This window comes from Pantoea sp. ABR1s (assembly GCF_057812235.1).
In genome coordinates, this window is the sequence record NZ_JBSZSY010000002.1 from 65,776 (window position 1) to 90,212 (window position 24,437).

General features: G+C 56.2%; 22 protein-coding genes. All 22 read left to right on the top strand.

Going from position 1 to position 24,437, the window contains the following annotated elements; all coding sequences use genetic code 11:
- Window positions 1-33 precede the first annotated feature (33 nt).
- The 22 genes from mobA (at window position 34) to ACXKZD_RS20310 (ending at window position 24,431) form a co-directional block, all read left to right on the top strand.
- Window positions 34-375 carry a plasmid mobilization protein MobA gene (mobA, locus tag ACXKZD_RS20205; protein ID WP_094106196.1) on the top strand — a complete coding sequence of 114 codons (342 nt, stop codon included), beginning with the start codon at window positions 34-36 and terminating at the stop codon, window positions 373-375.
- Window positions 375-2,339: a TraI/MobA(P) family conjugative relaxase gene (gene traI / locus ACXKZD_RS20210; protein WP_488982125.1), complete on the top strand. Its 1,965-nt coding sequence runs from the start codon at window positions 375-377 to the stop codon at window positions 2,337-2,339. Before mobA ends, traI begins: the two co-directional genes overlap by 1 nt.
- A gap of 109 nt (window positions 2,340-2,448) precedes the next feature.
- Window positions 2,449-2,976 (top strand): hypothetical protein, encoded by a 528-nt coding sequence (locus ACXKZD_RS20215; RefSeq protein ID WP_128088245.1) that lies wholly within the window; start codon window positions 2,449-2,451, stop codon window positions 2,974-2,976.
- 230 nt (window positions 2,977-3,206) lie between these two features.
- Window positions 3,207-3,413 (top strand): TraY domain-containing protein, encoded by a 207-nt coding sequence (locus ACXKZD_RS20220; RefSeq protein ID WP_094106199.1) that lies wholly within the window; start codon window positions 3,207-3,209, stop codon window positions 3,411-3,413.
- Window positions 3,414-4,387: 974 nt separating this feature from the next.
- The gene (locus ACXKZD_RS20225) at window positions 4,388-4,987 is read left to right on the top strand and encodes a hypothetical protein (RefSeq protein ID WP_488982126.1); all 600 of its coding nucleotides are present in this window, start codon (window positions 4,388-4,390) and stop codon (window positions 4,985-4,987) included.
- A 342-nt stretch (window positions 4,988-5,329) separates the two neighbouring features.
- A complete protein-coding gene (locus tag ACXKZD_RS20230) occupies window positions 5,330-6,412 on the top strand; it encodes a TcpQ domain-containing protein (protein ID WP_488982127.1) in 1,083 nt (360 codons plus the stop codon).
- Window positions 6,412-6,849 carry a type IV pilus biogenesis protein PilM gene (gene pilM / locus ACXKZD_RS20235; protein WP_425019436.1) on the top strand — a complete coding sequence of 146 codons (438 nt, stop codon included), beginning with the start codon at window positions 6,412-6,414 and terminating at the stop codon, window positions 6,847-6,849. Before ACXKZD_RS20230 ends, pilM begins: the two co-directional genes overlap by 1 nt.
- A 26-nt stretch (window positions 6,850-6,875) precedes the next feature.
- Window positions 6,876-8,504, top strand: a complete 1,629-nt coding sequence (pilN, locus tag ACXKZD_RS20240; RefSeq protein ID WP_425019435.1) for a PilN family type IVB pilus formation outer membrane protein — start codon at window positions 6,876-6,878, stop codon at window positions 8,502-8,504.
- Between the two features lie 9 nt (window positions 8,505-8,513).
- The gene (pilO2, locus tag ACXKZD_RS20245; protein ID WP_425019434.1) at window positions 8,514-9,818 is read left to right on the top strand and encodes a type 4b pilus protein PilO2; all 1,305 of its coding nucleotides are present in this window, start codon (window positions 8,514-8,516) and stop codon (window positions 9,816-9,818) included.
- Window positions 9,805-10,383 (top strand): type IV pilus biogenesis protein PilP, encoded by a 579-nt coding sequence (gene pilP / locus ACXKZD_RS20250; protein WP_488982128.1) that lies wholly within the window; start codon window positions 9,805-9,807, stop codon window positions 10,381-10,383. Before pilO2 ends, pilP begins: the two co-directional genes overlap by 14 nt.
- Before the next feature lie 4 nt (window positions 10,384-10,387).
- Window positions 10,388-11,911 carry a GspE/PulE family protein gene (locus ACXKZD_RS20255; protein ID WP_488982129.1) on the top strand — a complete coding sequence of 508 codons (1,524 nt, stop codon included), beginning with the start codon at window positions 10,388-10,390 and terminating at the stop codon, window positions 11,909-11,911.
- The gene (locus ACXKZD_RS20260) at window positions 11,904-13,019 is read left to right on the top strand and encodes a type II secretion system F family protein (RefSeq protein WP_346460355.1); all 1,116 of its coding nucleotides are present in this window, start codon (window positions 11,904-11,906) and stop codon (window positions 13,017-13,019) included. The genes ACXKZD_RS20255 and ACXKZD_RS20260 overlap by 8 nt, the downstream gene beginning before the upstream one ends.
- A gap of 25 nt (window positions 13,020-13,044) precedes the next feature.
- Window positions 13,045-13,632, top strand: a complete 588-nt coding sequence (locus ACXKZD_RS20265) for a type 4 pilus major pilin (protein WP_094106211.1) — start codon at window positions 13,045-13,047, stop codon at window positions 13,630-13,632.
- 68 nt (window positions 13,633-13,700) lie between these two features.
- A complete protein-coding gene (locus tag ACXKZD_RS20270) occupies window positions 13,701-14,165 on the top strand; it encodes a lytic transglycosylase domain-containing protein (RefSeq protein WP_094106212.1) in 465 nt (154 codons plus the stop codon).
- A gap of 20 nt (window positions 14,166-14,185) precedes the next feature.
- Complete coding sequence (locus ACXKZD_RS20275; RefSeq protein ID WP_488982130.1) at window positions 14,186-14,839, top strand: prepilin peptidase; 654 nt, start codon at window positions 14,186-14,188, stop codon at window positions 14,837-14,839.
- Window positions 14,839-16,215 carry a shufflon system plasmid conjugative transfer pilus tip adhesin PilV gene (pilV, locus tag ACXKZD_RS20280; protein ID WP_488982131.1) on the top strand — a complete coding sequence of 459 codons (1,377 nt, stop codon included), beginning with the start codon at window positions 14,839-14,841 and terminating at the stop codon, window positions 16,213-16,215. Before ACXKZD_RS20275 ends, pilV begins: the two co-directional genes overlap by 1 nt.
- A 112-nt stretch (window positions 16,216-16,327) precedes the next feature.
- Window positions 16,328-16,825, top strand: coding sequence for a DotD/TraH family lipoprotein (locus ACXKZD_RS20285; protein WP_346460358.1), 498 nt, complete (start codon window positions 16,328-16,330; stop codon window positions 16,823-16,825).
- The gene (locus ACXKZD_RS20290; RefSeq protein WP_425019430.1) at window positions 16,822-17,646 is read left to right on the top strand and encodes a type IV secretory system conjugative DNA transfer family protein; all 825 of its coding nucleotides are present in this window, start codon (window positions 16,822-16,824) and stop codon (window positions 17,644-17,646) included. The genes ACXKZD_RS20285 and ACXKZD_RS20290 overlap by 4 nt, the downstream gene beginning before the upstream one ends.
- The gene (gene traJ / locus ACXKZD_RS20295; RefSeq protein ID WP_488982132.1) at window positions 17,646-18,803 is read left to right on the top strand and encodes a plasmid transfer ATPase TraJ; all 1,158 of its coding nucleotides are present in this window, start codon (window positions 17,646-17,648) and stop codon (window positions 18,801-18,803) included. The genes ACXKZD_RS20290 and traJ overlap by 1 nt, the downstream gene beginning before the upstream one ends.
- On the top strand, window positions 18,800-19,090 hold the full coding sequence (icmT, locus tag ACXKZD_RS20300) for an IcmT/TraK family protein (RefSeq protein WP_094106217.1): 291 nt from the start codon (window positions 18,800-18,802) through the stop codon (window positions 19,088-19,090). The genes traJ and icmT overlap by 4 nt, the downstream gene beginning before the upstream one ends.
- A gap of 30 nt (window positions 19,091-19,120) precedes the next feature.
- The gene (locus ACXKZD_RS20305; protein WP_488982133.1) at window positions 19,121-24,061 is read left to right on the top strand and encodes an LPD7 domain-containing protein; all 4,941 of its coding nucleotides are present in this window, start codon (window positions 19,121-19,123) and stop codon (window positions 24,059-24,061) included.
- A gap of 22 nt (window positions 24,062-24,083) precedes the next feature.
- Window positions 24,084-24,431, top strand: a complete 348-nt coding sequence (locus ACXKZD_RS20310) for a conjugal transfer protein (protein WP_346460362.1) — start codon at window positions 24,084-24,086, stop codon at window positions 24,429-24,431.
- The last annotated feature ends 6 nt before the right edge of the window (window positions 24,432-24,437 follow it).

Below are 24,437 nucleotides of genomic sequence, written 5' to 3' on the forward strand. Positions count from 1 at the left end.
CCCGAGACCCGGGTAATGTGCCAAGGTTGAGTTATGTCGAAAAGCGAGAAGCGTCAGAAGAACACACTCATTCAGCTTCGCTGTACTGAAGCTGAAGCAGAGGCCATTAAGAATAAAGCGATAGTGGCCGGGCTGACGACGTCAGAGTATCTCAGGCGTACCGCACTCAACCGCCGTATTCAGGTGCGTACAGACATCCGGATGATGAATGAGATTAAACGCCTCGGCGGTTTACAAAAGCATCTCTACACGCAGATGCAGGAAGGCATGACGACTGAGCTAAGCCGTCAGTTTTCGGAGGTGCTTGTAGAGATTGCAAGAGCACTTAACGCGCTGGACATGACGCCAGTAGATGCAAAGGAAATAAAAGACTGATGAACGTCATCATTCCACCAAAGCGCCGCGATAAAAAAACCAGCTTTAAGAAGCTGGTTAACTATGTGAGTACGCGAGATGATAAGAAAGCTACTGACGTAGTCACGTCTGATAATGATGTGCATACTTCATCAGCTTCCAATGTATCAACTTCCGGATTTGGTCAGCTGGTTGATTACGTCGGACGCAAAACAACTGAGAGTAAATCCCAGATTTTCAGCATTTCACCAGAGGGCATTCAGCGCGTGCTTTCTGGTGAAGTGCTGTGTGAAACCAACTGCTTTTCACTTGATTCCGCTGCGTCTGAGATGAACATGACGGCGATGCAGAACCGTCGCTGTAAAGATGCGGTTTATCACTACATCCTTTCTTGGCAGGCTGACGAAGATCCAACTCCTGATGCCATTTTTGCTTCAGTGCGCCACACCCTTAAGGAGCTGGGGATGGCGGAGCATCAGTACGTTGCTGCTATTCATCGCGATACTGATAATGTGCATTGCCACGTCTCTGCTAATCGTGTTCATCCTGAAACTTTCCGCGCACAGAACATCTGGAATGATGCAGACACCTTGCAGAAATCCTGCCGCGTACTTGAACGTGAGCTGGGCTTTAAAGTCGATAACGGCAGCTGGCAAATGGATCCCAATGGCGAATTGCATCGTACTCATCGTGATATGCCTGCGGCTCCACGCGGTGCGGCTAAGCGTGAAATCTTTTCTGATAAAGAAAGCCTTCATGGTTATGCGGTTCGTGAAACTCGACAGATGATTAGTGACTTCCATGAGCAGGGATCTCTCAACTGGTCTCTGCTGCACAACCTGATGTATACGCGCGGGCTTGGCGTACGCGAGCAGAACGGTGGCCTTGCCGTGTTTGACCTGCTTAATCCTGATGGAGTAAGTGTGAAGGCATCAGATATTCATCCAGCCATCAGCAATCAGGCAATGACAGCACAGCATGGAGTTTTCCAGCCTGCACCTCCGGTTTCTAACCCTGATAGTGATGACGACGGCATTCTGCTGATTGATAAGTTTTACGTGCCACAGCTGCATGTTCGCGATCAGGAAGCCCGCCGTGAACGTCGTGAGGCACGTGCTGTAGCACGCGAAATTCTCCGCGCTCGTTATGATGCCTATCGCTCTGGCTGGCAAAAGCCTGATCTGCGTGGCAGTGAACAGTTCCGTGAGATTTCTGCACACTGCATAGCGATGAAATCACACGTACGTGAAGCTGTTCGCGATCCGCTAATGCGTAAGCTGATGTATCGTGTTGCTGAATTTGAAAAGTTGAAGGCTACTGCTGAACTGCGACTGAAACTGCGCGAAGAACGACAGACGCTGCACGATGCTGGCGCGCTTCGTCCGCTCAGCTGGAAGTCCTGGGTTGAACAGGAAGCAGTTAAAGGAGACGCGGCTGCACTCAGTCAGTTACGAGGCTGGTCTTATCGCAATAATCGTGCAGCACGTAAGCAACAAAGCTCATGGCCAGAAGCTAATGCTGTCATTCATTTTGGACCGGGCGATAATGTTCCGACATTCAGGTCGAGCGAACACGAGACGCGTCTATTACGTGACGGCACTGTAAGTTATTTGCGTGACGGACAACCCGCCGTGACTGATTTTGGTGACAGGGTAGAGGTCTATTCAGCGCCCGACAGTAAATCCGATCGTTTCAATAATGATTTAGCGGCTGAGCTTACTTCATGGCGCAATGGAGATAGTGTAACCCTGACTGGTGAGCAGAGAGCTGTGAACCGTGTGCTGTATTCGGGTGTGATACGTAATCTGACTAAGCGAGACGGGAATACATTTTCGGTCAGCGATCCCGAGCAGATGGCCAGCGTGCGTTCAACTGAAATGAGCTTAAGCCAATCTGGAGTGCAGCCGGAGCAGAAACAGGCACAGGTTCAGTTCAGCAGCGATGATGAATTGCGCCCTGTGAATAAAGATTTACCACGACCATGAGGAGATTTAAAACAAAGACATAACTCAAATTAAAGTTCTATGTCGCTGATTGCACAGGCTGGACCCCTGTACAACCAGCTAACCACATCAACCTGACTAGGAGGCTGCTATGGCTGCCGTGGATCCTATTGTATATGCACAATTGTGCAAGTATTTTCCTGCATTAACCCCAAAGCAGGCTACAAACGTTTGTTTCTATTCTATGGGTGCAAACCATCAGGACATCTCAAGCCTTCTTGAAACTGCTCCTGTCACAGTCAAAAAGTCTCTGGAGTCTGTACAGAAGCATTTCAATACTGACTCCCTTCCTGAGCTCAAAACTGTGTTTTGGGCTGGCTTCACTTTCCGGCAGATCTGCGCTAAGTACAGTATTAACTGTGATGAAGTATTTACTTCATTACGTACTGAAGCTCTTATCTCTCTTAAACCGTTCTTCCCCGAGCTTAATAAAAACCAAATGCTGGGTGCAATTCTTTACTCAGTGGGGTTTCCTGCAGCTGAGATAGCTGTCAAAGGTCGCTTCTCTGTTGCTCAGATTGAGCAACTGCTTGCTGAAGCAATGGCAGCTATGGGGGTTGCATCCGAGATCTTACTCAGGATGTTAATTACAAGTCGGTTTATTCTGGATTTGTGTTAGTTAAGGACAGTTAAGCTTCTGTAAGGTTTTTTAATTCAGGGTGCAAATTAATTTTTGCGCCTTTTTTTTGATTAAATATATGATAATTAATGTTTTTTATTCTTTGTGACTATCCTCATTGATACTGTTTATTTATCCAGTATCTTTTAAGGTAGTTTGAATTTTAGGACCAATCTTATCTAATACGCATCACTTACTTAATCCTTACAAAATTCGAACTCGGAGTACATATGGCGGCAAGCAAACCTCAGAAAGGCATCGCTATGATGCTGTACATGCCGTCTGAACTTAATGATCTTCTGACAGCCTCTGCTAAAAGGTCAGGTCGAGCAAAAACAACAGAAGCACTATTTCGGCTGGAAGATCATCTGAAGCTTTATGATTCACTCGCCTCACCAGGGCAACGTTTTACTGCCGAAGATAACGGCAAAAATTAAATAAGTAATCCTGCCGGTGTCTTTAATACCGGCTCTCTTATTTTGTCAAAAATGCGCAATCGCGCAGGGCATCCCATTATCTTTTTTCGGGGTCCAGCTCTTTAACAACGTGCCCGTTATTACCCTGATCTCAAGGTCCTCTCTTGCCGGCATGCAATACCGGTGCGCGGAAGATGTCCGGAGGCTACGTCATGGCCTGCAACACATCAGGGGAACCTGCCGGGAGGCGGGGCAGTGAAAGGAGCTACTGTACTCATTTCACTGGCCGGGACAGTGCAAAGTCGGAATTGTGGCGCGTTACCGTTATACCCCTACGTACAAATGCGATGTATTCATTTCAGGCCCCGGGGCGATCCGTCGGGCTCCCTGTATCTGGAGAAGATTAGCCCTGCACCAGAGTGCGGTCGTGAACGGGCATCCCTGACGGTATCAATCCACATAACGCACAGTGACACTTAGAAGTCTGTGCTTGCCCACTCAAGTGAGTGGGTAAGCCCGGAATTACTGAATTTTTGTTGATAGCTGATGCCCGGATGACGGGCAGAATTTTGGGGTGAATCGTGAATCTATCTAAAAACAAACGCGAAGCTCTGAGGAACCAGTTTGGTGGCTGCTGCGCTTATTGCGGTGAGCAGCTGCCCGATCGCGGCTGGCATGCAGAACTTATTGGCGAGGAATATATCAGCGGCGGGCTTGCGGCGGTTTGCCGAGACTGCAGTGTTACCAAAGGAAATGCAACACCTGAGGCTTTCAGAGCCATCCTGGCAGAGCAGGTTGAACGGGCGCAGCGCAGCAGCATCAACTTTCGCACAGCTTTACGCTTTGGCCTGGTCTGTAAGGTTAAAGAGCCGGTGCAGTTCTGGTTTGAACGTCAGCAGAGATCACAATCTATGACTACGCGCCCTTATACAGACTCAGCCTTCCTTAACAGCCCGCTTGCCTAACCTCAGCGCTTTACTCAAACCCGGGAAAACATGATTATGAATTCTCTTCAGCGCACCTGCATTCTTCTCGCGCTTGTCTCTCCTTTGGTTTTAACTTCATGTGTTCAAAAAGATGTGTCGCAGCCAGAAAAATCGTCCTGCAGCAATCAGTGTGGCAGCGGCGTTAACATTAGCGTGAGTGCATGGCGCTTCACCTCATCGCAGAGCAGCAGTCCTGAAGAGTTACTGAAAATACCTTCAGATTCTGTCATTCCGTCGCTGAATTCAGGATCTTTACGCGTCATCAGGCCCAATCAGGTAGATGCAACCAAGGTGCTACTGAATAAACGGGCTGAATTCATAACGTCTTCAACCGCATGGACTAAAGATATGCAGCCGCTGCCGGTAAGCGTAAATAATGCTTCCGAAGAATTGAACGCTGTGGTTATCCCTTATCCTCAGTTGAAAGAAAATGGCCCCCGCATAGTTAGTTATGAGCTGAGCTCCACGGTGCCTCTACGTGAAAGTAAATCGCCTGATGATAAATCGTTTAACCCAGGGCGGGTTAGATTGCCTTCAGGCGGGGCATTACTGCTTGTACAGCACAACACCGCGGGGAGCATTATCTGGCTCATACAGTCCGGAAAATGAACCTGATGATGCCGGCCGCACAACCGGCATTGTCACTTCTAAACATGACGCCCCATTGAAAAGCGCACTTGCCCTGACCGGCCAGTGCGCTTTTCGTTGCGGCGGACCTGCGGCCAGCGCACGCGGTCAGACTGACATCGGCTTAAATTTTTTTAATACGATGCGTAGAGTCTAAATAACGCCGCTCTGGCGTCTGTCAGTCTGGCCAGAGCACCGGGAGGCACCCGGCGCCGCAACATCCCTTCTGAATGGCGGGTATCCCGCTTTTTGCACAGTCAATGCCGGGCAGCCTGAGGCCACCGGGCAGACAGTGCCGGCCATGAGCTATCCGGAGTCTTCTCTATGTCACTTATTGAACGGGCAGGGCTGTTTCCGGCCCTGTTTCTGACCGGCTGTGCTCAGCAGGCGGTCATCACAGGGCCGCCGTCGGGCGGTGTGGTGGACGGCATGCTCTCGCGTAGCGCGGCCGACATCAGCGCCATGCAGTACCGCATACATCAGAGCAGCCCCTCAGCTCAGCGTCCCGTGTCGCAGGCAAGTGTGAAACCAACTGCGCCATTGTTATCACGTCCGGCTGTCGCCCCTGCTTCACTTCTGAAAACATCGGGCACGCTTTCGCCATCGTCAGCTGCTGGAGCGGGGCCTGCAGACGGCTTTGTGCGGCAGAGTGGCGTGGCGCCAACGCTCCGTGCAGCTCTACGCAAAATCGTCCCGCCCGGGCATACCGTCGTGTTTGATAAGGCTGTTTCAGCAGACGCGCCGGAGTTATGGCAATGGACGGGTAACGATCGCTGGCCGTTCGTCATCAATAAGCTGCTGGCCACGCGCGGCATGAAAGCGACTGTGAACGAGAAAACGGGAACGGTTACCGTTGAGCCTGCGCAGCGCGCGCAGACAACGCGCGCACGCGGTCAGGGAACGTCATCGCCCGTGCCAGCGGTGGGGCCCATTAAGCCAGTACCAGCCACTGTGCCCAATAATCCGGCCACGTCGGCGCCAGCAAAAACAGCTACCCGGACGGGAACCGGACGTAACCCGTTCCGCGACGATGCCACCGCAAAAGCCGCTGGCGCCGCGAGCGTGCCGGTTTTACCTGCCGCAATACGCGCTCCCGTCGTGCCGGTTACCCCGTTACCAGTAGTTCAGGTGCGACACTGGCGCATTGAAACCGGCAGCACAGTGAAGGACTGGCTTTACAGTCAGGCCGCTACAGAGACGTGTACCGTGCCCGGTATTAAAAACTGGACCGTCGCCTGGCTGACGCCGACCAACTACCGGATTGATGCACCTCTCACCTTTGACGGCAGTTTCCGGGAAATGCTGAACCGACTTTTCACCCTCTACGGTACGGCAAAGGTGCCTCTCTATGCCGGCGTACGTGCCGCACAGTGCGTGGTGTCGGTGGACGATAAGGAGGTTCAGTAATGTTCATGTACTGGCTGCTGGTTATCTTTGCAGGATTCCTGCTGGGCGGACTTTCTACTGACCAGCGGGCCGTGCATGAGGCAGGGCAGCTGCAGGACCAGACGCAAAGTCTCCAGGCTACGCAGATGGTGCGCTATATGAACCGCATCAACGACTGGCGCTATCTTAACCCCACGGCGGATAACGTCAGCGTCAGTGATACGCAGCTCACAGGCTGGAAGAGCGTTTCGGGCCTCAGTAACGTGATCGCCGGCGGCAGAACATACGTGTGGCGCGCCGGAGAACCCGGGCTGATGGCGGCGCTGCTGACGCAGACCCGTCAATCCGCCCTCGCAGGACACGTAGTCTCTCGCCGCCTGCTCGACAATAGTGGCACCGATATGCAGCTTACCGTTCCCTCCGTCATCCCCGACGGCAGCGTGGTATGGGTTAACTGACTTTCCCTTTCTTACAGGACACAGCAATGAAATTACCTCACCGGCTGACCGCGGCGGCGGCGCTCTGCCTGCTGGCCAGCGGCTGCAGCACGCTTGATCGCGTGGATGCCACTGAAAAACGGGCGGGCGCCGCCGAGGCGCAGGCCGATGCCCATAAACGCGCGCTTGAAAGCGGGCAGGTTGTGCGCGATCTGACGTCACAGTGGATTAATCCGGTTCCCATCAGCGGAGTTGCCGGGCAGCGCTCTGAGCTCCCTCCGTGCGCGATCAAAATCAACCGCCCGGGCATGGTGTCGCTTGCCTACGTCAGCTCCTTCATTACTGACCAGTGCCGCATTCCGGTTGTTGTAACGCCAGACGCCCAGGCAGCGATGGCTGGCAGTGGAGGTGGCGGCAAAACAGAAAAAATTTCCGGCCCATTGCCGGCTCCAGATGCCAGCGGCATGGTGCCGCTGGCTGCAATGGGACAGACCAGCAGTCAGCCGGTTGCTGTGCCTCAGGGCGAGGGCGGTCTGCGCGGCGTCAGCTGGAATGGCTCGCTCAGCGGCCTGCTGGACAACGTAACTACGCGTCTCGGTCTGTCCTGGCGCTACGAGTACGGACATATCGCTATCTTCTGGCTCGATACCCGAAACTTCGCCATCAACTTTATGGACAGCGACGCGAGTTTCGTGTCGAAAACGGTGAGTGGCACAACGACGTCTACCGGGACCAGCGGCGGAGGTGGCGGTAACACAGGAGACAACAGCACCAGTCAGACTACTACGGCGACCATCAAATCTAACATCTTTAAGGATGTGGAAAATACGGTGAAGTCGATGCTGACGCCGGGCTCCGGGCGTCTCAACCTGTCAGCCGGCGTCCTTACTGTTACCGATACGCCGCGCGTGCTCGATGCCATTGGCCGCTACATAGACGATCGCAACCGCGAGCTTAACCGTCAGGTGATGATTTCGGTGAAGGTCTTCAGCATCGAGAATCGTCATCAGAACCAGCTGGGCATTGACTGGAATGCGGTACTGAACACGGGCAGTGTCGGAATGTCACTGACCAGCCCGTTTACCGGTGCTGCAGCGGATGCGCTGAGCGGCGGTGTGGCCATTCTGGACGGCAAAGGCCAGGGCACGCAGACGTTTCTTAAAGCCCTCGACGAGCAGGCAAAGCTCAGCGTGGTTACCTCCGCCTCGGCGCTGACCACTAACCTGTCTGCCGTGCCGGTACAGAACGCCATTCAACAGGATTACGTACCAAATATCAGTACAAGCCAGACAGCGAACGTCGGGACCAGTACCTCAATTACCACAGCAACGATCACCACCGGCTTTAACATGACCGCATTGCCGTTGTTGTTCCCTAACTCACCGAAGATGCAGCTGGAATTCTCCATCAGCATGTCGGACGACCCGACATTCACGGCATTTACTTCCGGTGGCCAGAACGCGCAGCTGGCCAAGACAACCCCTAAAACCATCGTTCAGCGAGTGATCATTCAATCCGGCCAGACGCTGGTGCTGAGTGGCTATGAGCAGTTAAGTGACTCCGCTAACCGGCAGGGAACAGGCAGCTACAGCTTCTTTGGCCTGGGCGGCGGCGCGCGCGGCGACGACGGGCGACGCATGTTCATCATTCTCGTGACGCCTGTGGTGCTGGGATAAGGAGACGTTATGGCTTCTGAACTGACGCAGCCGACGATCAGTGTAGTCCCTTCGGGGAAATACGCGCTGATTGCTGGCCTGCACTGGCAGTGGGTAGCTGCGCGGGGTAGCCGGCGCATGAGAATTGAGGCCCGGGATCAACTGGCGAGCTACTGGCTGGCTCTGCCTGCGGGTACGGCTGATGAGCCGGCGACCTGGCTCGGCGCGCTTGCCGACGACGCGGCGGGCCTGCCAAAGGGTAAACGCCCGGCCTCGCTTACGGCAGCGGTGCTCGGGAGCATACCTGCCGACTGCTGGGGCATTTTTCTGCTTCCCGGCGGAAATTACTGGTTTATGGCAGTTACCGGCGGTCACCCCTCGCCCTATGGCGATGTGACGGGCGATGCTGCCACCGTTCTCCGGGCAGCTGAACAATTCCGGGACGCGGCGCCAGCGCCTTCTGCGGGCTGGGTAGTGTTCGACCCGGATTCAATGCTGGAGATGCCGGATGCACGCCGTGATCCGCTTACAGCTCTGCTTCCAGCAACTGTGCCATCCCGGGCACTGCTGAATAAAACTGACAGTCGTACAACATCCCGCTTACTGCTACTGGGCGTGGTGTGTGTGGTGGCAGCCTGGTATGGCAACCACTGGCTTGAAGTCAGAAAGAAAGCGCAGCATGACGCGTGGGTACAGGCTGAACTGACCCGCGCCCGTGAGGCGGCAGCACTCAAGCCTGCCACACTGGCTAAGCCTTGGGGCGGTCAGCCGGACTTCTCAGGCATGCTCAGCGCGTGCGTGAAGCAGTGGCGCCAGGCGCCGCTGTCGATTGCCGGCTGGGTATTCAGCCAGGTTATCTGCGAGTCAACGGGACAGCTCACGCTTCACTATGCTCTGCCGGATGGCGGAACGGTCGGTGACTTTGCCGCCCGGCTGCCACAGCTTTACGGTCCAGGTATGCAGGCTATTTTCAACATGCCCGGCCCCTCTGATGACGCTTCCTTCAAAGAATCTGTGCGTTTTACTCCGGTCTTGCCTGAGGCGCTGTTGCCTGGTGACGAGCAGCTGCGACGCATGACCAGCTATGCGCAACGCCTGCGGGCGAACCTGCGCTTCAGTGAACCAACCCTGCTGACTCAGACTGTCGGCCAGGACCAGATCCCGCTGCCCTGGAAGCGTTACAGCTTTACGTTCATTACCGATATCCCGCCGGACCGGCTGTTTGACGCCTCGCGTTTCCCGGGCAACGGACTGCGGCTGAGTTCCGTAAAGGCCGAGCTGCACAGCAGCCGGCTGACCTATACCCTGGAAGGAATGCTCTATGCAGAGAAATAAGTGGCGCCCCCTGCTGCTGCCCGCGGTTTTCATCAGCCAGCTGGCTGCTGCCAGCCCGACGGCATCAGTGCCGCCGGCCGTGCAGAATGAGGTTAAAAAGGAGAATGCCCTGATCGGTGCTGGCATTCCTGCATCCCCAGCTGAAGCCGTGAGGCCAGCGGATCCCGTGACGCAGGACAACAGCTTCGGACGTCTTGAGGATATTCAGACCAAAACGGTGCTGTATGAGTTCCAGCTTGCACAGGCTAAGGCGCTCAATGAACTACAAAAAAACGGTTATGACGCGGTGCTGGGTGGCCCCTTCAATCCGCAGCCGGCAACACCGACGAAGGACAGTGCCGCTGCAAAACCGGCGGAGGAAAGTCGCGCGCTGCCGCTGATTGTGGAGATATCCGGCGGACAGCAGCTTTCCGCGACGCTTCAGCTTGACGGTGGAAATCAGGTTCGCGTGCAGGCAGGCAGCCGCATTCCTGGTACTGCCTGGACGGTAGCTAAAATCACATTCGGTGAGGTGACGGTCAGCAGCCCTGACAAAGGCCTCGTGTCACTGGCATTCGCGGGGTAAGCGCATGGAATTCAGCGAAGAAACTGTGAATTTGCTTCACCTGGACGACAGAGATCCGGAGCAGGTGAGGCTGTACGTTTCAACCGAACACCGCGCCAGTCCGGCTGTGCAGTCTGAAATTGCCCGCGCCCGGCGCCAGATCCCGGGTCTCGATATACAACCTGTTCACCTGAGCGAGTTGCGCCGACAGCAGACTGGTCGCGCTGGCATCGCCACCGCAGGCGACTGGTCGCCGGAGCAGAGACAAGTTGTGAGTTTCATGCGTCGCGCAGGGGAACTGCACGCTTCTGACATCCACATCCTCATCGGAACCGATAACATCACGTCGGTAGTATTCCGCATCCACGGTGATCTTGAACTGCAAGCTGAGCTGGACGTTGAGGAGGGCATGAGCCTTGCCTCAACCATCGTCATGTCTATGTGTGACGTTGCGCCTCAGGCTTTCAGTGAAACCGATGAACAGGACGGACGCCTGCGTAATGAGTTCGTGTCGGCTCTGAACCTTTATGCGGCGCGCTACTCAGCTGTGCCTACAGAGTCCGGGCTTTACGTCGTGTTGCGCGTCATTCTTGATGAAAGTCAGGATATACCCTCGCTGGATACGCTGGGCTACCTGCCAGAACAGCAAAAGCTGATCCGTCGAATGCTTAAGCGTCCTGAGGGCATCATCATCACGGCGGGCCCCACTGGATCAGGCAAAAGCACCACAATGCGAACCTTTTGTCAGATGTATGTAGAGATGACCGGTGGCAAGCGCAGGCTGATAACTGTGGAAGACCCGGTTGAAGGTAAGGTGCCGGGAGCTATACAGACAACGATCATAGCCGACCGTAACGATCCTGAATCTGTAACCCGCGCCTGGCAGCGTCGCCTTTCTGCACTCAAGCGACTGGACTACAACGCTGCGGTGATCGGGGAGATACGTGATACCTGGTCTGCTAATGCCAGCATCAGCGAAGCAAAGAGTGGAACGCTGGTCAAGACAACGACGCACGCCAATGACGGAACCGGCATCATTGATCGCCTGACCGATACGCTGGGCATAGCGCCGGGGATGGTCCTGGATCCACAGGTAGTTATTGGCCTCATCGCGCAGCGCCTGGTACAGATGCTTTGCCCATCCTGCAAAAAAGGGTGGGCAGACGTCAGAGATACCCTTTCCGAAGACGATCGCGAGCTGGTTGAGACCCAATGCAACACTGAAACCGTTGCGTTTCGCAACCATGAAGGCTGCAGCGCACCGGGCTGCTGGCGCGGAATCACCGGGCGCAAGGTTATTGCGGAAGTCATCCGTCCTGACGCCCGCTTTATGCAGCTCTATCGCGATCATGGCAAGCTCGCGGCGCGAAGCTATTGGGTACATCACATGGGCGGTATTACGCGCGGAGCACACCTTATGCGTTATATCGCGGCCGGGGAGGCTGACCCCATCGATGCAGATAAGCTCAGTCCGCTCGATGAAGACGCCCTGAACCTTCTGCCGCCCAAAGCCCTGGCGCTTTACGGGGCCGGAGGTGGCCATGAATGACTTTATTCGCCAGTGGCGTGAGCGGCTTCAGGGATCGTTTGCGAAAGGCAGCGCGCGTTCTGAAGGGCTGGGCCGCTGGATAGGACAGAAAACCTTCAGCACAGCTGACCGCATGACGCTGTATGAAGATCTGGCATTTCTCCTGGAGAACAACCAGAAGACGGAGGACGCAATTGCGGGTATGCAGCGCACCCGGCGCCGGCGTAACGATGCCGTATCACTTTGTCTGGCTGACATCAGGCACGCGCTTACCCGCGGCCGCGGTCTTGATGTGGGGCTTGCCGGCTGGATCCCTTCTCAGGAGGCAACCATCCTGCGCGCAGGTCGCGCGGCGAAAGACCTGCGCGGGGCCCTGCTGCGGGCAATTGAGGTAGTGAAAGGCATTGGCGAGATGAAAGCCACGGCGGCAGTAAACCTGACCTATCCGGCGATGCTGCTGGCCGGAACGTTTTACATGATGCAGATGGTTTACGATCGCTTTCTGCCGCGGCTGGAACAGCTTGCTCCGCCCAATCTCTGGACCGGCCCGCTGTGGTGGCTTGGCGCCATTACCCACTTCTTTATCGGTAACAGGTACGTGCTTGCAGCGGGTCTTGCGGCCTTTTGCATATGGGTTATCTGGTCGCTGCCCCGGCTTACCGGGAAAATCAGACAACACGTGCTGGACAGGCTGCTTCCGTGGAGTCTTTACCGGGAGATGCAGGGTGTATCGTTTCTGCTAAATCTCAGCGCGCTGCTGCGTGCGAACGTGCGTACGGAGGAGGCGCTCGATATGCTCAGCCGCAACGCTACGCCCTGGCTGTATGAACGGCTGACAGCGACACGGCGTCAGGTAGCCCGAGGCAAACATCTCGGCCAGGCGCTGGCAGACAGTGGCTATGCGTTTCCTTCGCGCGAGGCTATCGACAGGCTGCTGCTGCTGACCTCCAATCAGGGGGGCGAAGATAATATCGAAAACTTCGCGCGCATGTGGCTCACCAAATCTATCAACCGCATCAAGCGGATTTCCCGGCTTTTGCAGCTGCTCGGCATGCTCGTCACCGCCGGTTATCTCATGCTCACGTTTATTGCAACCCAGGATCTGGGCTCGCTAATCGGCAACCGTTAACTTTTCATCCAATGAGGTCTTTATCATGTCACAACCTTTAAAACGATCTGCCGTCCACCGCGGCGCCCTTAACCTGCAGGAAGCGGTGATTGTGGGCATTGCTGCGCTTCTCGTACTTGTATATGTGCTGGCATCCGGTAACGGATTGTTCAGCCGGTCTGACTATACGGAGGAGATGTCAAACGCCGGTGAGCTGATGACAAACACCCGCGGCATGCTCAAAACCAGCGGCACGTATCAGTTCAGCTCGGCCGCCACCATGACCGGCGCACTGGTGCAGTTCGGCGGCGCGCCGGGCAGCATGGCAGTGATCGGGACCAAATCATCCGGCAGTGCATCGCTGAATAACCGCTGGGGCGGCAGCGTCACGGTTCAGCCGGTCGCAACCTCCGGCGGGCAGAATACCGCCTTTTCCCTGACCTATACGCAGGTACCGCAGGAAGCCTGCGCGCAGCTGGCGCAGAAAATGAGTGGCGCTAATAACGTAGCGTCAACCAGCATCAACGGGAGCGCGACAAGCGGTGCGGTCAGCGCGTCGGTAGCTGCCGCACAATGCACAGCTGACAGTGGCTCAACCGGCACTAACACGCTGGTCTTTACCAGCAGTACCTGACGGGAGGGCCGGGGGAAACCCCGGCCTGCACCTTCTTACTGATTTCTGCTCTTTTCACGGTATGCATCATGAAGAAACTTTTCACCCTGCTGCTGGCCAGCGGATTGATGCTGTGCGCTTCCCGCTCCGCGCAGGCATTCTGCTATAACGAAGCCGGCGCTCGTTATCACGTAGATCCACAACTACTGCGCTCTATCAGTAAGGTGGAAAGCGGCTTCAATCCTGTAGCTATCGGCTATAACCGCAATAAAAAAGGGCTGGTTACCAGTCGGGATTTTGGCCTGATGCAGATTAATTCTACGCACGTACCGCAGCTGCGTGCCATGGGCGTGCTGCAGAGCGAGCAGGACCTGCTGACCAAACCCTGCCTGAACGTTATGGTCGGTGCCTGGATTCTGGCCAAGCACCTTCAGGTTTGCGGTGTGACATGGGAGTGTCTTGGCAGCTATAACGCTGGCTTTGCCGACGACAATACCGCCCGCCGCATGATCTATGCGCGCAAGGTTTACGCCGATTACATGGCGCGCCGCTGACCTCCTACACGGAATAATTCATGACTTCATTTACAGACGGTCCGGCTACTGCTGTGTGGCTTGCCTGCTGCGCTGGGCTGTTTTCGCTGCAGGCACTTCAGGTCGGCCGCTTTCTGAGGATGCACGATGGTCCGCCCCTGACCTGGCCGCTTCTGACGCCGGTTGTCCTGATATACCTGCTTACAGCCGGCTGGCTGCTGGCGCTTGCTCCGGGTTTACCTTTCAGCTCCGTACTTAGAAGTGTCGCCCTGCTTGTGCTGGCGGTGCCGCTCACCCTTACAGACCTGCGCTGCCAGTGGCTGCCAATGCGTTACACGGTGATGTTCTGGCTCGGCGGGCTGACGTCTGCCGCGTTGCCTGATGCAGTGCTGCCGCTTAAGGATGCAGTGTCGGCCAGTCTGTTAGCGTTTGCACTCTCCGGCGCCGTGCGCTGGCTGGCTAACTTCCGTCAGGATGAGGAACGTATGGGGCTGGGTGATGTTTACCTGATGGCCGGTCTTTGTGCCTGGCTACCCTGGCGGAGCGCGTGCTACGCCGCCGCCGGCGGACTGCTGCTGTGTTGTCTGTGTGCCGCGCTGACGCGCCAGACATCAAAACCATTTGCACCGGCACTGTTTGGTTACCTGTGCGGCATAAGCCTTTTCTTTCCCCAACTACTGGCGGGATTGCTCTGATGAAATTACTGAAACGTAAGCCGCGGACGGTACATCGCGGCAACATGCTGCTTCAGCTCGGCATCGTGATGGCCATCATCCTTTTTATCGCACCGGGTGCCATGGATCGCTATGCCGGCATGCAGCAGGAAAAGGTCTGGACCGGGACGGCGTCGCACCTGAGCTTCGTGGCCCAGGCTGGCAAGCGCTACGTGCGCGATAACCGTGACAAGCTGCTGACGCAGGTCGCTGGCGGTCCGGTCATCGTTACCGGCGCCACATTACGCTCGCAGGGCTATCTGCCCGCCGGATTTTCGCTGACAAATGACAGTGGCCAGACTTATCAGCTGGCGGTGGCCAGAGACCCCGGACAGGCCAGCCAGCTGGTCGCGTTTGTGCTAACAACTGGCGGCAGCCAAATCCCTTATAAAGGTCTGCGTCAGATAGCTGCAGATGCTGATGGCATGGGTGGCTATATATGGCCGGCAAACAACGCGGTTGGTGCTGACGGTGGTTGGCAGGCAAAGCTCGGTGACTACGGGTTGAGCGCGCAGCAGGGGCATCTCGCTGCATTCCTTTCGGCCGATGCTCTGGGAACGGATGCTGACGAAAGCGACAGGCTATATCGTTATCAGGTGACAGGTCGTCCGGATCTTAACCGCATGCATACTGCCATCGATATGAACGGCAACAACATTAACAGCGGCGGCACGGTGAATGCGGCAACAGGTGCCTTTACCGGACAGGTGTCTGCAGGCAGCAACGTGACCGCTGGCGGCTCGGTAATCGCCAACGGCGATGTTAATGCCGGAAATAACGTTAATGCGAACAATGGTATCACTGCCAATAACGATATCCGTAGCAACAACGGATGGATAATTACTCGCGGAGATAAAGGCTGGCTTAACGAGTCCCACGGCGGCGGGTTTTATATGTCCGACAACGATTGGGTTAGGTCGGTAAATAACAAAAATATTTACACCGGCGGACAGATGAGGGCCGGCAGTCTGCGCTCCGACGGCGATGTTTCTGCAGGTGGCGTCCTGAGTCAGGATCAGGTGAACACAGTGGGGGCGGCCTGTGGGCAGTTAGGGGCAATAAGTCATGATGCAACGGGTGCGCTTCTGGCCTGCCAGTCGGGTATCTGGCAGAGTTCAGTCACTTCAAAAGATATTGTCTCAGCATCAACCATAACCAAACGATTTTCAGCGGCAACTGCAACATGTCCGGCACCAAAGAAAGTTGTGGGTGGCGGCGGAAATTGCGAAAGCATTACCAATCAGGGAACTGTGTGGCTTGTAACATCGATACCATCGGGTGACGCGTCCTGGTTTGCATATTGTGACTCCACAAAAGAGCAAATGATTCGTTCAACCAGTTATGCCATTTGTGAGTAAATCGGCCAACTGACATGCCTTCCTGGCATTCATCTAAATCATTTCCTGCACTGCCGCTGAGTTCTACTACGGCGAATGCGCCTCGCGCAAATCTAACCTCTCCGGAATCAACATGAAATTATCAATTTTCTCAGCCTGCCTGTGCGCTTTTTTGTTGTCTGGCTGTCAGTCCGCTACCGGTAATTACAATGGCAGAGATGTTAAGCAAGCGGAACAACCTCATCCGGCTGCTGATGCCAAAAACCGGGTTAAGCTCCAACTGCAACAATTATGGCTTGAAGGCGATATGAATGGTGCCTCATCGCTGCCTTTTGCTGCTATCCGTGCCGACAGCGATCGCATAACGCTTAGCTGGAACGGCGACGCGGTAGAGCTGCTGAGTGCGCTGGCCCGCGCTCGTGGACAGACGTTCAGCTACACCGGCGTGCGACTGCCGCTCCCGCTCGACATTGATGTGCAAAGCATCACTTACGCAAACCTGCTGCGCATCATCCAGATGCAGACTGCATGGCGCGCGGCGCTGGTGACGTATCCCGGTCAGATGGTGCTGCAGTTTATGCCTTCACTTCCTGCAGAACCCGTCCGCCATAAAAAAGGGAGCAGACGATGAAAGCCCGACTCTGTGTCCTGCTACTGCCTGCGTTGCTTGCAGGTTGTGCGGGATTTCACCTGTCAAAGCCGACCCCGGCATATGGCCCTGACGGCGCTCCGCCGCCCGGACCCGAGGCTTACCTGTCGCCCAAAAAACAGGATACGTCTGACGTCTCTGATAACCGCCGGCAAATGCTTACCGAAGGCGGGCGTACTACCGGTTTTCGTGGCGGTAAGGCACAGCGGGCGTGGGAGCTGCGCCGCGATCTTGACGCGCGCGCTAAGCAACTCGATGCCACTTATGACTTTCGCCCGCTTATCAGCAGCCGCGGATGGCTTCCGCCAGTTATCACGGAAGCCACCGACGTGGCGCACGTCACGCCCGATCAAATACGCACCGCGAGTCGCGTGTACGAAATTATCCAGCCTGAACGCTTTGTCAGTAACCCGCCAACGTGGCGCAGCTGGCTCATGGCCGGGCTGAGTACCGTCCCTCCGGACGAACCGACGGGCGGACTTGTGCCTGAAAACGGTGTGCAGCGGGACATATGGCAGGCTGCAGTAAATGAAGGCTGGGCGGAGGGGCGCCAGAGCGCTGACGAGACGCTGGAGGCCAACGTCAACCGGCTCACTCGTGACTATAACGGGATGCTTACTTACATCCTGCTGCGCCGGCAGAACCTCATCACTGCGCCGGTAGTTACGGAGCAACAGCAGACTGTTACCGGCAATAGTAACAAGCTCACTACCGGCGACCGCGAGCGTCGTCTGGAATCCCATGCAGGATTCATTACTGACAAATCGAAATGGAAACCGGTTATTAATACGGAGAAACGTTAATGTCAGCAGAATTCACCCCTTTTAACTTCAGTAGTGGCCTGAGCGCCGACACGCTGCGCAGCTTTATGGTCTGGTGCGCACGCAATCATGTAAGCGACATTCACCTGCAGGGCGACAATCATTTTGTGGTTGGCCGTTACGGGCGGCTGCTACGCGCAAGCCCGTTTTCCGTGGCTGATGACACTATGTCCAAGCTGATGGATGACATATTTTCTCCGGAGATGCGTCCTAAAGTGCGCGGGGGAATATCAATAGACCGTGCGCTGCAGCTCGACGGCGATGCAAATAATCGCTGGGGCCTGGATCGCGGTGAGCGAGTCCGCTTTCGCGTGAACCTGCTGCAGGGTACGGCGGGGCGTCAGAAAACGATAGGCTGGACGATGCGGGTTATCCCGTCAGAAATCCCGCCTCTTGAGGGCATGGGACTTGAGCCGGAACTGATGGAAAACATTCTGCCGGAAAAAGGCCTTGCCTTATGGGGCGGCATTACCGGATCCGGAAAAAGCACGGCGCTTGCTTCTACGTACCGGTACTGCCTGGACACCTTTCCAGACCGTAAAGTCACAACGAAAGAAGATCCGATTGAGTTTATCCTCGGGCGCCCGAACGATGTTTTGCCGCCGCTGCAGTCACAGGTAGGTGAAGACATTCCGGATTTTGCAACCGGTATCCGCGCTGACCTGCGCCGCGCCCCGTCGGTTATGGGCGTGGGGGAAATGCGCGACCGCGAAACTATCGATGCCGGTATCCGCGCCGGACAGCTTGGTCACTTATGCCTTTCCACAACTCATATCGACTCGCCCGGGGAGGTATTTGCTCGCCTGCTTATGGAATTCCCGCATGAAAGTCGTGATGCCATGGCGTGGGCGCTGCTGGGCGTGCTGCAGTATGTGGTAGTGCAAACGCTGTTACGTACAACTGATGGAAAGCGCACGGCGGTGCGAGAGTACATCGTTATTGATCATGCCCTGCGTGAAAAGCTGGGCGGCAAGCCCTGGTCACAATGGGGCGCGCACGTAAACAGCATTATCCGGCTGGAAAAACGCCGCATCGTGGATCAGGCCTGGCGGCTCTGTGTTGAGGGCCGTATTGCTCCCGCGGAGCTCAATATGGTGATGTCTCCAAGCCAGCGCCGCGAATTTGAGGTGGCGGCATGAATGACCTCAGGAAAGAAGACTATCCCCCCGGTTTCTGGCGCAATTCAGGCAAAAGCCTGACGTTTATAGGCATCCCCGCCTGGTTATTTCTGCTTTATCTCTTCTGGTTCCGTTTCCCCTGTATGGAGACGATTTATATCGTCTCCGGCGTGATAGCGGTTTTTCGCCTGCTGAAAATGTTTGGCTGGAGCCTGGTAGAGATGCTCACACGGCTTGTACGTCTGCTCCGCGGAAGGTCACTGAGCGGGCGCCCATGGTGGTATCGCCGTTTTACCGATGGCGAGTAGCCATTTCCCGACACATCGTAAGGAGGCAGTATGAAAACCGTTGATTACCCGGTCTGGCTTGCCGTGCTGCCGGATCAGCGTGACGCCGCGCGTGCTGACGCCGGAAAACATCCGGAAGGGGGAAACGCAATAAAGTGGAGCCCTGAAGATAAGCTCTGGTATGCCCGCCCGGGGGCCGACCTGGACCGGCTAAAGGCATGGATGCCGGATCCGGCCAGACGCAGTGGCGGAGGCGATCCGGAAACCGAATTCCTGGACGCCTTAACCGACGCAGGACTGATTATCGATGGTCTGCCGATTATGGATGGTGAGATACACCGCGTATCCGTTACAGACGGACCGAAGGGCAACGGTGACGGCGTCTACAAAGGGTTTCTTAACGGGAAAGTTCCTGGCGGTTGGTTTATCAACTACTGGACTGCTAAAACACATAAGGACATCACAAAATGGAAAGCGTCAGGGGGAGAATCAGATCCTGTCGCCCGCCTCCACATGCAAGCCGTTGCCCGACAGTCCAGGGATGACTCTGCCCGGGCGCTTGCTGCAACGCATGCCCGTCAGACAGCGAAGGCGCACGCGCTTTATGACAAGCTGCCGCCTGCTGATCCAGCGCACGCTTATTTCATCCGTAAGGGCGTGACGGCCGATGATGATATTCGGCAGACGCGTAACGGTGCGCTGGTCATACCGCTTTATGACGTTGACGGCCAATTCCGCACACTGCAGTACATCCCCCCGGACGGCGAAAAATACCTTTATAAAGAAGCGCCCAAAGCTGGCCATTTCAACGTGGTTGGGGGCGCGCTGCGCAACGGTGAACCTGTTCTTTATGCTGAGGGATATGCCACTGCGAGGAGTATTAATCAGTTAACCGGGCTTCCGGTCGTAATGACAGTAGATGCCGGCAACATGCTAAACGTTGCAGACGTTCTTTTTGCCAAATATCCGAACAGTCCTCACATCTTTATGGCGGATGACGATCACCAGAAACCGGTTAACACGGGCAAGGTTATGGCCGACCAGGCTGCCTTTACTACCGCCGGAATGGTGCTGATGCCGGAGCTCTCTGAGGCTGAGCGGCAGGCCGGAATGACCGATTTTAACGATATTCACCAGGCCCGCGGCGCAGAAGTATTACGCGCCACCCTTATTCCTCGACTTAATGATGCTCTTTATAAGCTCAACTACAAGGAAACAGTTATGGCTACTCCTGACGACATAACCCCTGCGCAAGAAAACACTCCGGAACCTTTAGCTGCATTACAGCCGGCGGCAAATCCTGCTGCGGCATCGCTACCGGTTGATGAGCCGAACGTCTCTCCTGCGGCAAAGCCTGACAGAGCACCGGAAACAAATGCAGCAGGCACGGAGTTGGCCGCTGAACGTGCAGACACTAAAGCGGTCCGTAATTCGGGGAGCGCGTTGGCGAAGTCAGAGGAAATACTGGCGCTGAGCGCGCAGGGAATGAAGGCCGGACAGATAGCTAAAGAGCTCGGCATCGGGCAGACCAGTGTGTACCGTATTCTGAAATCGCAAAAAGCAGAAGCGGATGAAATCACACCTTCTGTGCAGGAGGTATCGAACAGCGAAACGGCTAGCCGGGCCGTGCCGGAACCAGAACAGCCCCCTGCCGAGCCTCAAACCGTTTCCCCTCAGGCTCCGGATAAAGCAATCGCCGATCCCGAGCCTGCTACCGTTCAGCCGGATGTTAATGTTTCCCAGCCAGCACCTCAGATGGCCGAGGCGGAAACGATCGCCGTGCCGGCATCAACCGCTACGCAGGCGTCGCCAGCTCCCTCAGGCCCCTATGACAACTACATGGGACTTTATGGGACGGGGGCGGAATTGCGGGATCGGCTGGCTGCGCTGACTACGGGTGAGACTTCACCGGCGGCGTTGCTCAGGGACATTAACTCGCTTCGCGTGCGGGTAGACAGCGCTGGGATTGCCAGCGTCTATTCACGCGAGCACATGAAAGAAATGCAGCAGGTATTTAATCGTCTGACGCAGGGCGGGATGGCTGGCGCAGATGTGATGGATAAAGGTGCAGTCAGCCGCCTGCGTAGCCTGATAGGTCAGCGTGATACATGGAACTCACTGCATCCTACCAGCGGCAGCCTTGACGTTAATACCATACCGGCGAAGGTGGCGCAGCAATATGCGTTGCTCGCCACGGGAGACATTACGCGGGCGCAGTTTGATCGCGAAGTGCGGATGCTTTACGGCGAATTTACCCGGGCCGAACCGGAGCGATTTACCGGTAGCCGTCACGCAGAAACCCGCACAGTCTTTGATCGCATGGCAGCGCTTCAGAGCTCCGAGCGTGCGGCACAATTTACGGCGGCAACAGCGGTCAGCATGACTCAGCTTCCTCCGGCATCAGCGGAAGATCTGAACTCAACGGCGTTATACCGGCTCCAGAATGAATTGCGCGACGGGTTCGTGTCGCTGGCTCGCGGCGAATCGTCAGCGTCGTTGCTGACAGAAAATGTAGCGCGGCTTCAGGCAAAACTCGATGAGGCTAAAGCGCAAGGGGTTTATGCAGAAAGCCATCTGAATGAGATTCAGGGCGCGTTTGACAGGGTGACGCAAAACGGTCTCGCAGGCATGCCTGCTCAGGATTCAGCGGCACCACTCGGTGATTTTGCTTCGCGCTATCCCGCATCAGCCTCGCTCGATGTCGCCACAGTGCCGGCGCGCGTTGAAGCTCAGTATGCAATGCTAATCCGCGGCGACGTCAGTCGCGCACAGTTTGAGGAAAATCTGGCGGTTCTGCGCAACGAAGTTGTGCGTCAGACAGAAAGCGGACGAGTGAGCCCGGAGGCATTAGTGGCCGCAGAAGGTGTTTTTGCAAACCTGAGTGCGTTTTCTGCGACGGCAACTGCCTCTGACGTCATACCTCAGCCTGCAGCAGCGCAGCCCGTCATGCCAGCTGAATCCGCACCAGTAAATGCGGCTGCAGCGACCGCTGATGCCGCGCCGGCAGCACCGGAAGCTATGCGCGATCCAGCTCCAGAAGAGACTGCCAGCTTTACCGAGCCTGATAAATCCGGACCGGCACCGGAGGTTATCACCTCTGCAGCGGAATCCGCGCCGGCGGTAGCAGAGACGGTACAGGATGCTGCGCCAGCAATGTCTGCCGCACAGCCTGTGATTTCTGCTGAGCCTGAAACATCTGTACCAACACCGGATGCGACGTCCACGTCGCCAGTACAGGCAGAAGAGATACATGATGCGATTCCTTCAGAGCCGACGGCTCCTGCTGCAGAAGCGCGCCTGATGAGTGAAGTTCCGGCAGCAGAACGCAGTGCAGAACCTGACAGCAGCCCGGCAATCCCGGCAACGCCACTCACCGCTGCCTTCGGGGAAGAGAATGCCATTCTGGTAGAAGCCCGCCGTGTGGCGCCGCAGCCTGAAGATACCCCGGCGGCAAACGCCGCGCGAACCGACCAGGATAAGCTGCTGAGCCGGGTCTCACATGAAGATCACCCTGATGGCAAAAGCATAATTTATCGTCTCGATAGTGAGCCGGCGTTTATCGATCGCGGAAACCGTCTGGTCATGGCCGAAGGCGCCAGCGCACACGAAGAAAAGGTTCTGGCTGCACTGCTGACCGCTGCGAAGTTTTATCACGGCAAAATTGAGCTGACCGGCAGTGATGAATTTAAGGCGTTTGCCATCAGCGTTATCGTGAATAACGGGCTGCAGGTGAGTATGAAAAACCCGAGTCAGCAGCTTGCACTTGAAGAGGCAAGGCGTGCAGCGGGTCAGCCAGTCGTAACACCGGACACAGTTCGCGGGGATCCGATTGCGCCAGTCACCGCGTCTGCACCCGTTGCAGCCAGCACGGCACCGCCTGTTACTCCGGCTGCTGCTGCGCCGGCGATGGCAGAAGCTCCCGCTTCCGGAAAGATGACGCCGACACCGGAATCCTCATTACCGGTGAATCCAGAAAAACCGGCCATTCGTCCTGACATCCATACCCCCGCTGAAAAAGCGCGCGAGCCCGTTACAGGCAAGGTCACGGCCTGCGGACAGGCGCCTTTCCGCTTTGAGCAAGAAGAGCAATTAAGCACTTTCATCACGTTGCGCACCCGTGAAGGCTCGCAGACGTTCTGGGGGAAAGAACTTGCGGGTTTAATACGTGAAACACGCCTGCGAGAGGGCCAGATGGTGACGCTGCAGTGGATGGGGCAGCAGCCCGTGACGGTTAATAAGCCGGTAAAAGATACCCAAGGGAATTTTACTGGCCATTATGAAGAAATACAGACCAAACGGAATCAATGGGCGCTGACCTCTGCGCGTGGAAACCGCGTACAGACCGGCGGCGATGAAATGATTAAGCTCTCAGCCTTCAGTGCGAACCGTTATACGCAGGTGCAGCATGCACTGGTCAGCCAGCTCGGCATCAGCATTGACGCCCCGCCAAAACCCGCCGACGGCCTTTTCTGGATCCGGCCTGACGGGCAGGGCAGCGCCAGCGCCGGCGATGCGCTTTCAGCGCCGCGACCACCTCACAATGAGGATGCGGGTAAGCCGGTCATGACCGCATGGGGCGATGACGGCAAACCAGATTTATATCTGGTGCAGGGCGACGGTAACTATCTGCAGGGCGTTGTGCGTCAGAACGACAGCTATCAGCATGTGCTGGTCAGCCTGCCGGACAGTAAAGAGGCGCCAAAGATGGTTATCAACCTCCTGACGCCTGACGGTGCGCAGCCCATCGGCAGCGGTAACGGCATTAACCGGTCCGACGGTAAGCCGGTGCCGCGTGAGCACGTGGTCTTCCGCGTGACCGGGGATGAGAAGCAGCGAATTGCGAAACTGCATGAGCCTGCCAGCATTCCTCCGGCTCTGCATGCCCGCCTGGGTTATGACGAACGCTATAAAGCTGAAACTGTTTACCCAAAGGAGCAGCCGGCAGCAGCACCACAGGCAGCACCGGTCACGCCGCCGCGGCCGGCCCAGTAATCGATCCCACCGGAGTATTCACATGAAAAAAATCCCGACCGCCTTTATGGCGGTCTTTTTATGCTTCGCCTCTTTTACGACCAGTGCGGCCAGCTGTCGCGCTGCCTCTGCAGCACAGGCTGGCAGTGAGGCAGGCTATAACGCCGCGAAGAAGGCCAGCGATGCCTGGTCACAACGTGAAAGTCAGATGTCAGATCAAATGCAGAACTGTCTTTCAGGCATCCGGGATATTTCCGTGAGCCTGCCGCACTTCCCCAGCCTGCAGGACATCATGAATCAGGCGTCAGAGAAGGTCTGCAGTGCAATGACCGACAAAATCAACAGCTACCTGCCGGACAATATCGATCCGTGGCAGTCCTACGGCATGTAAGGAGTA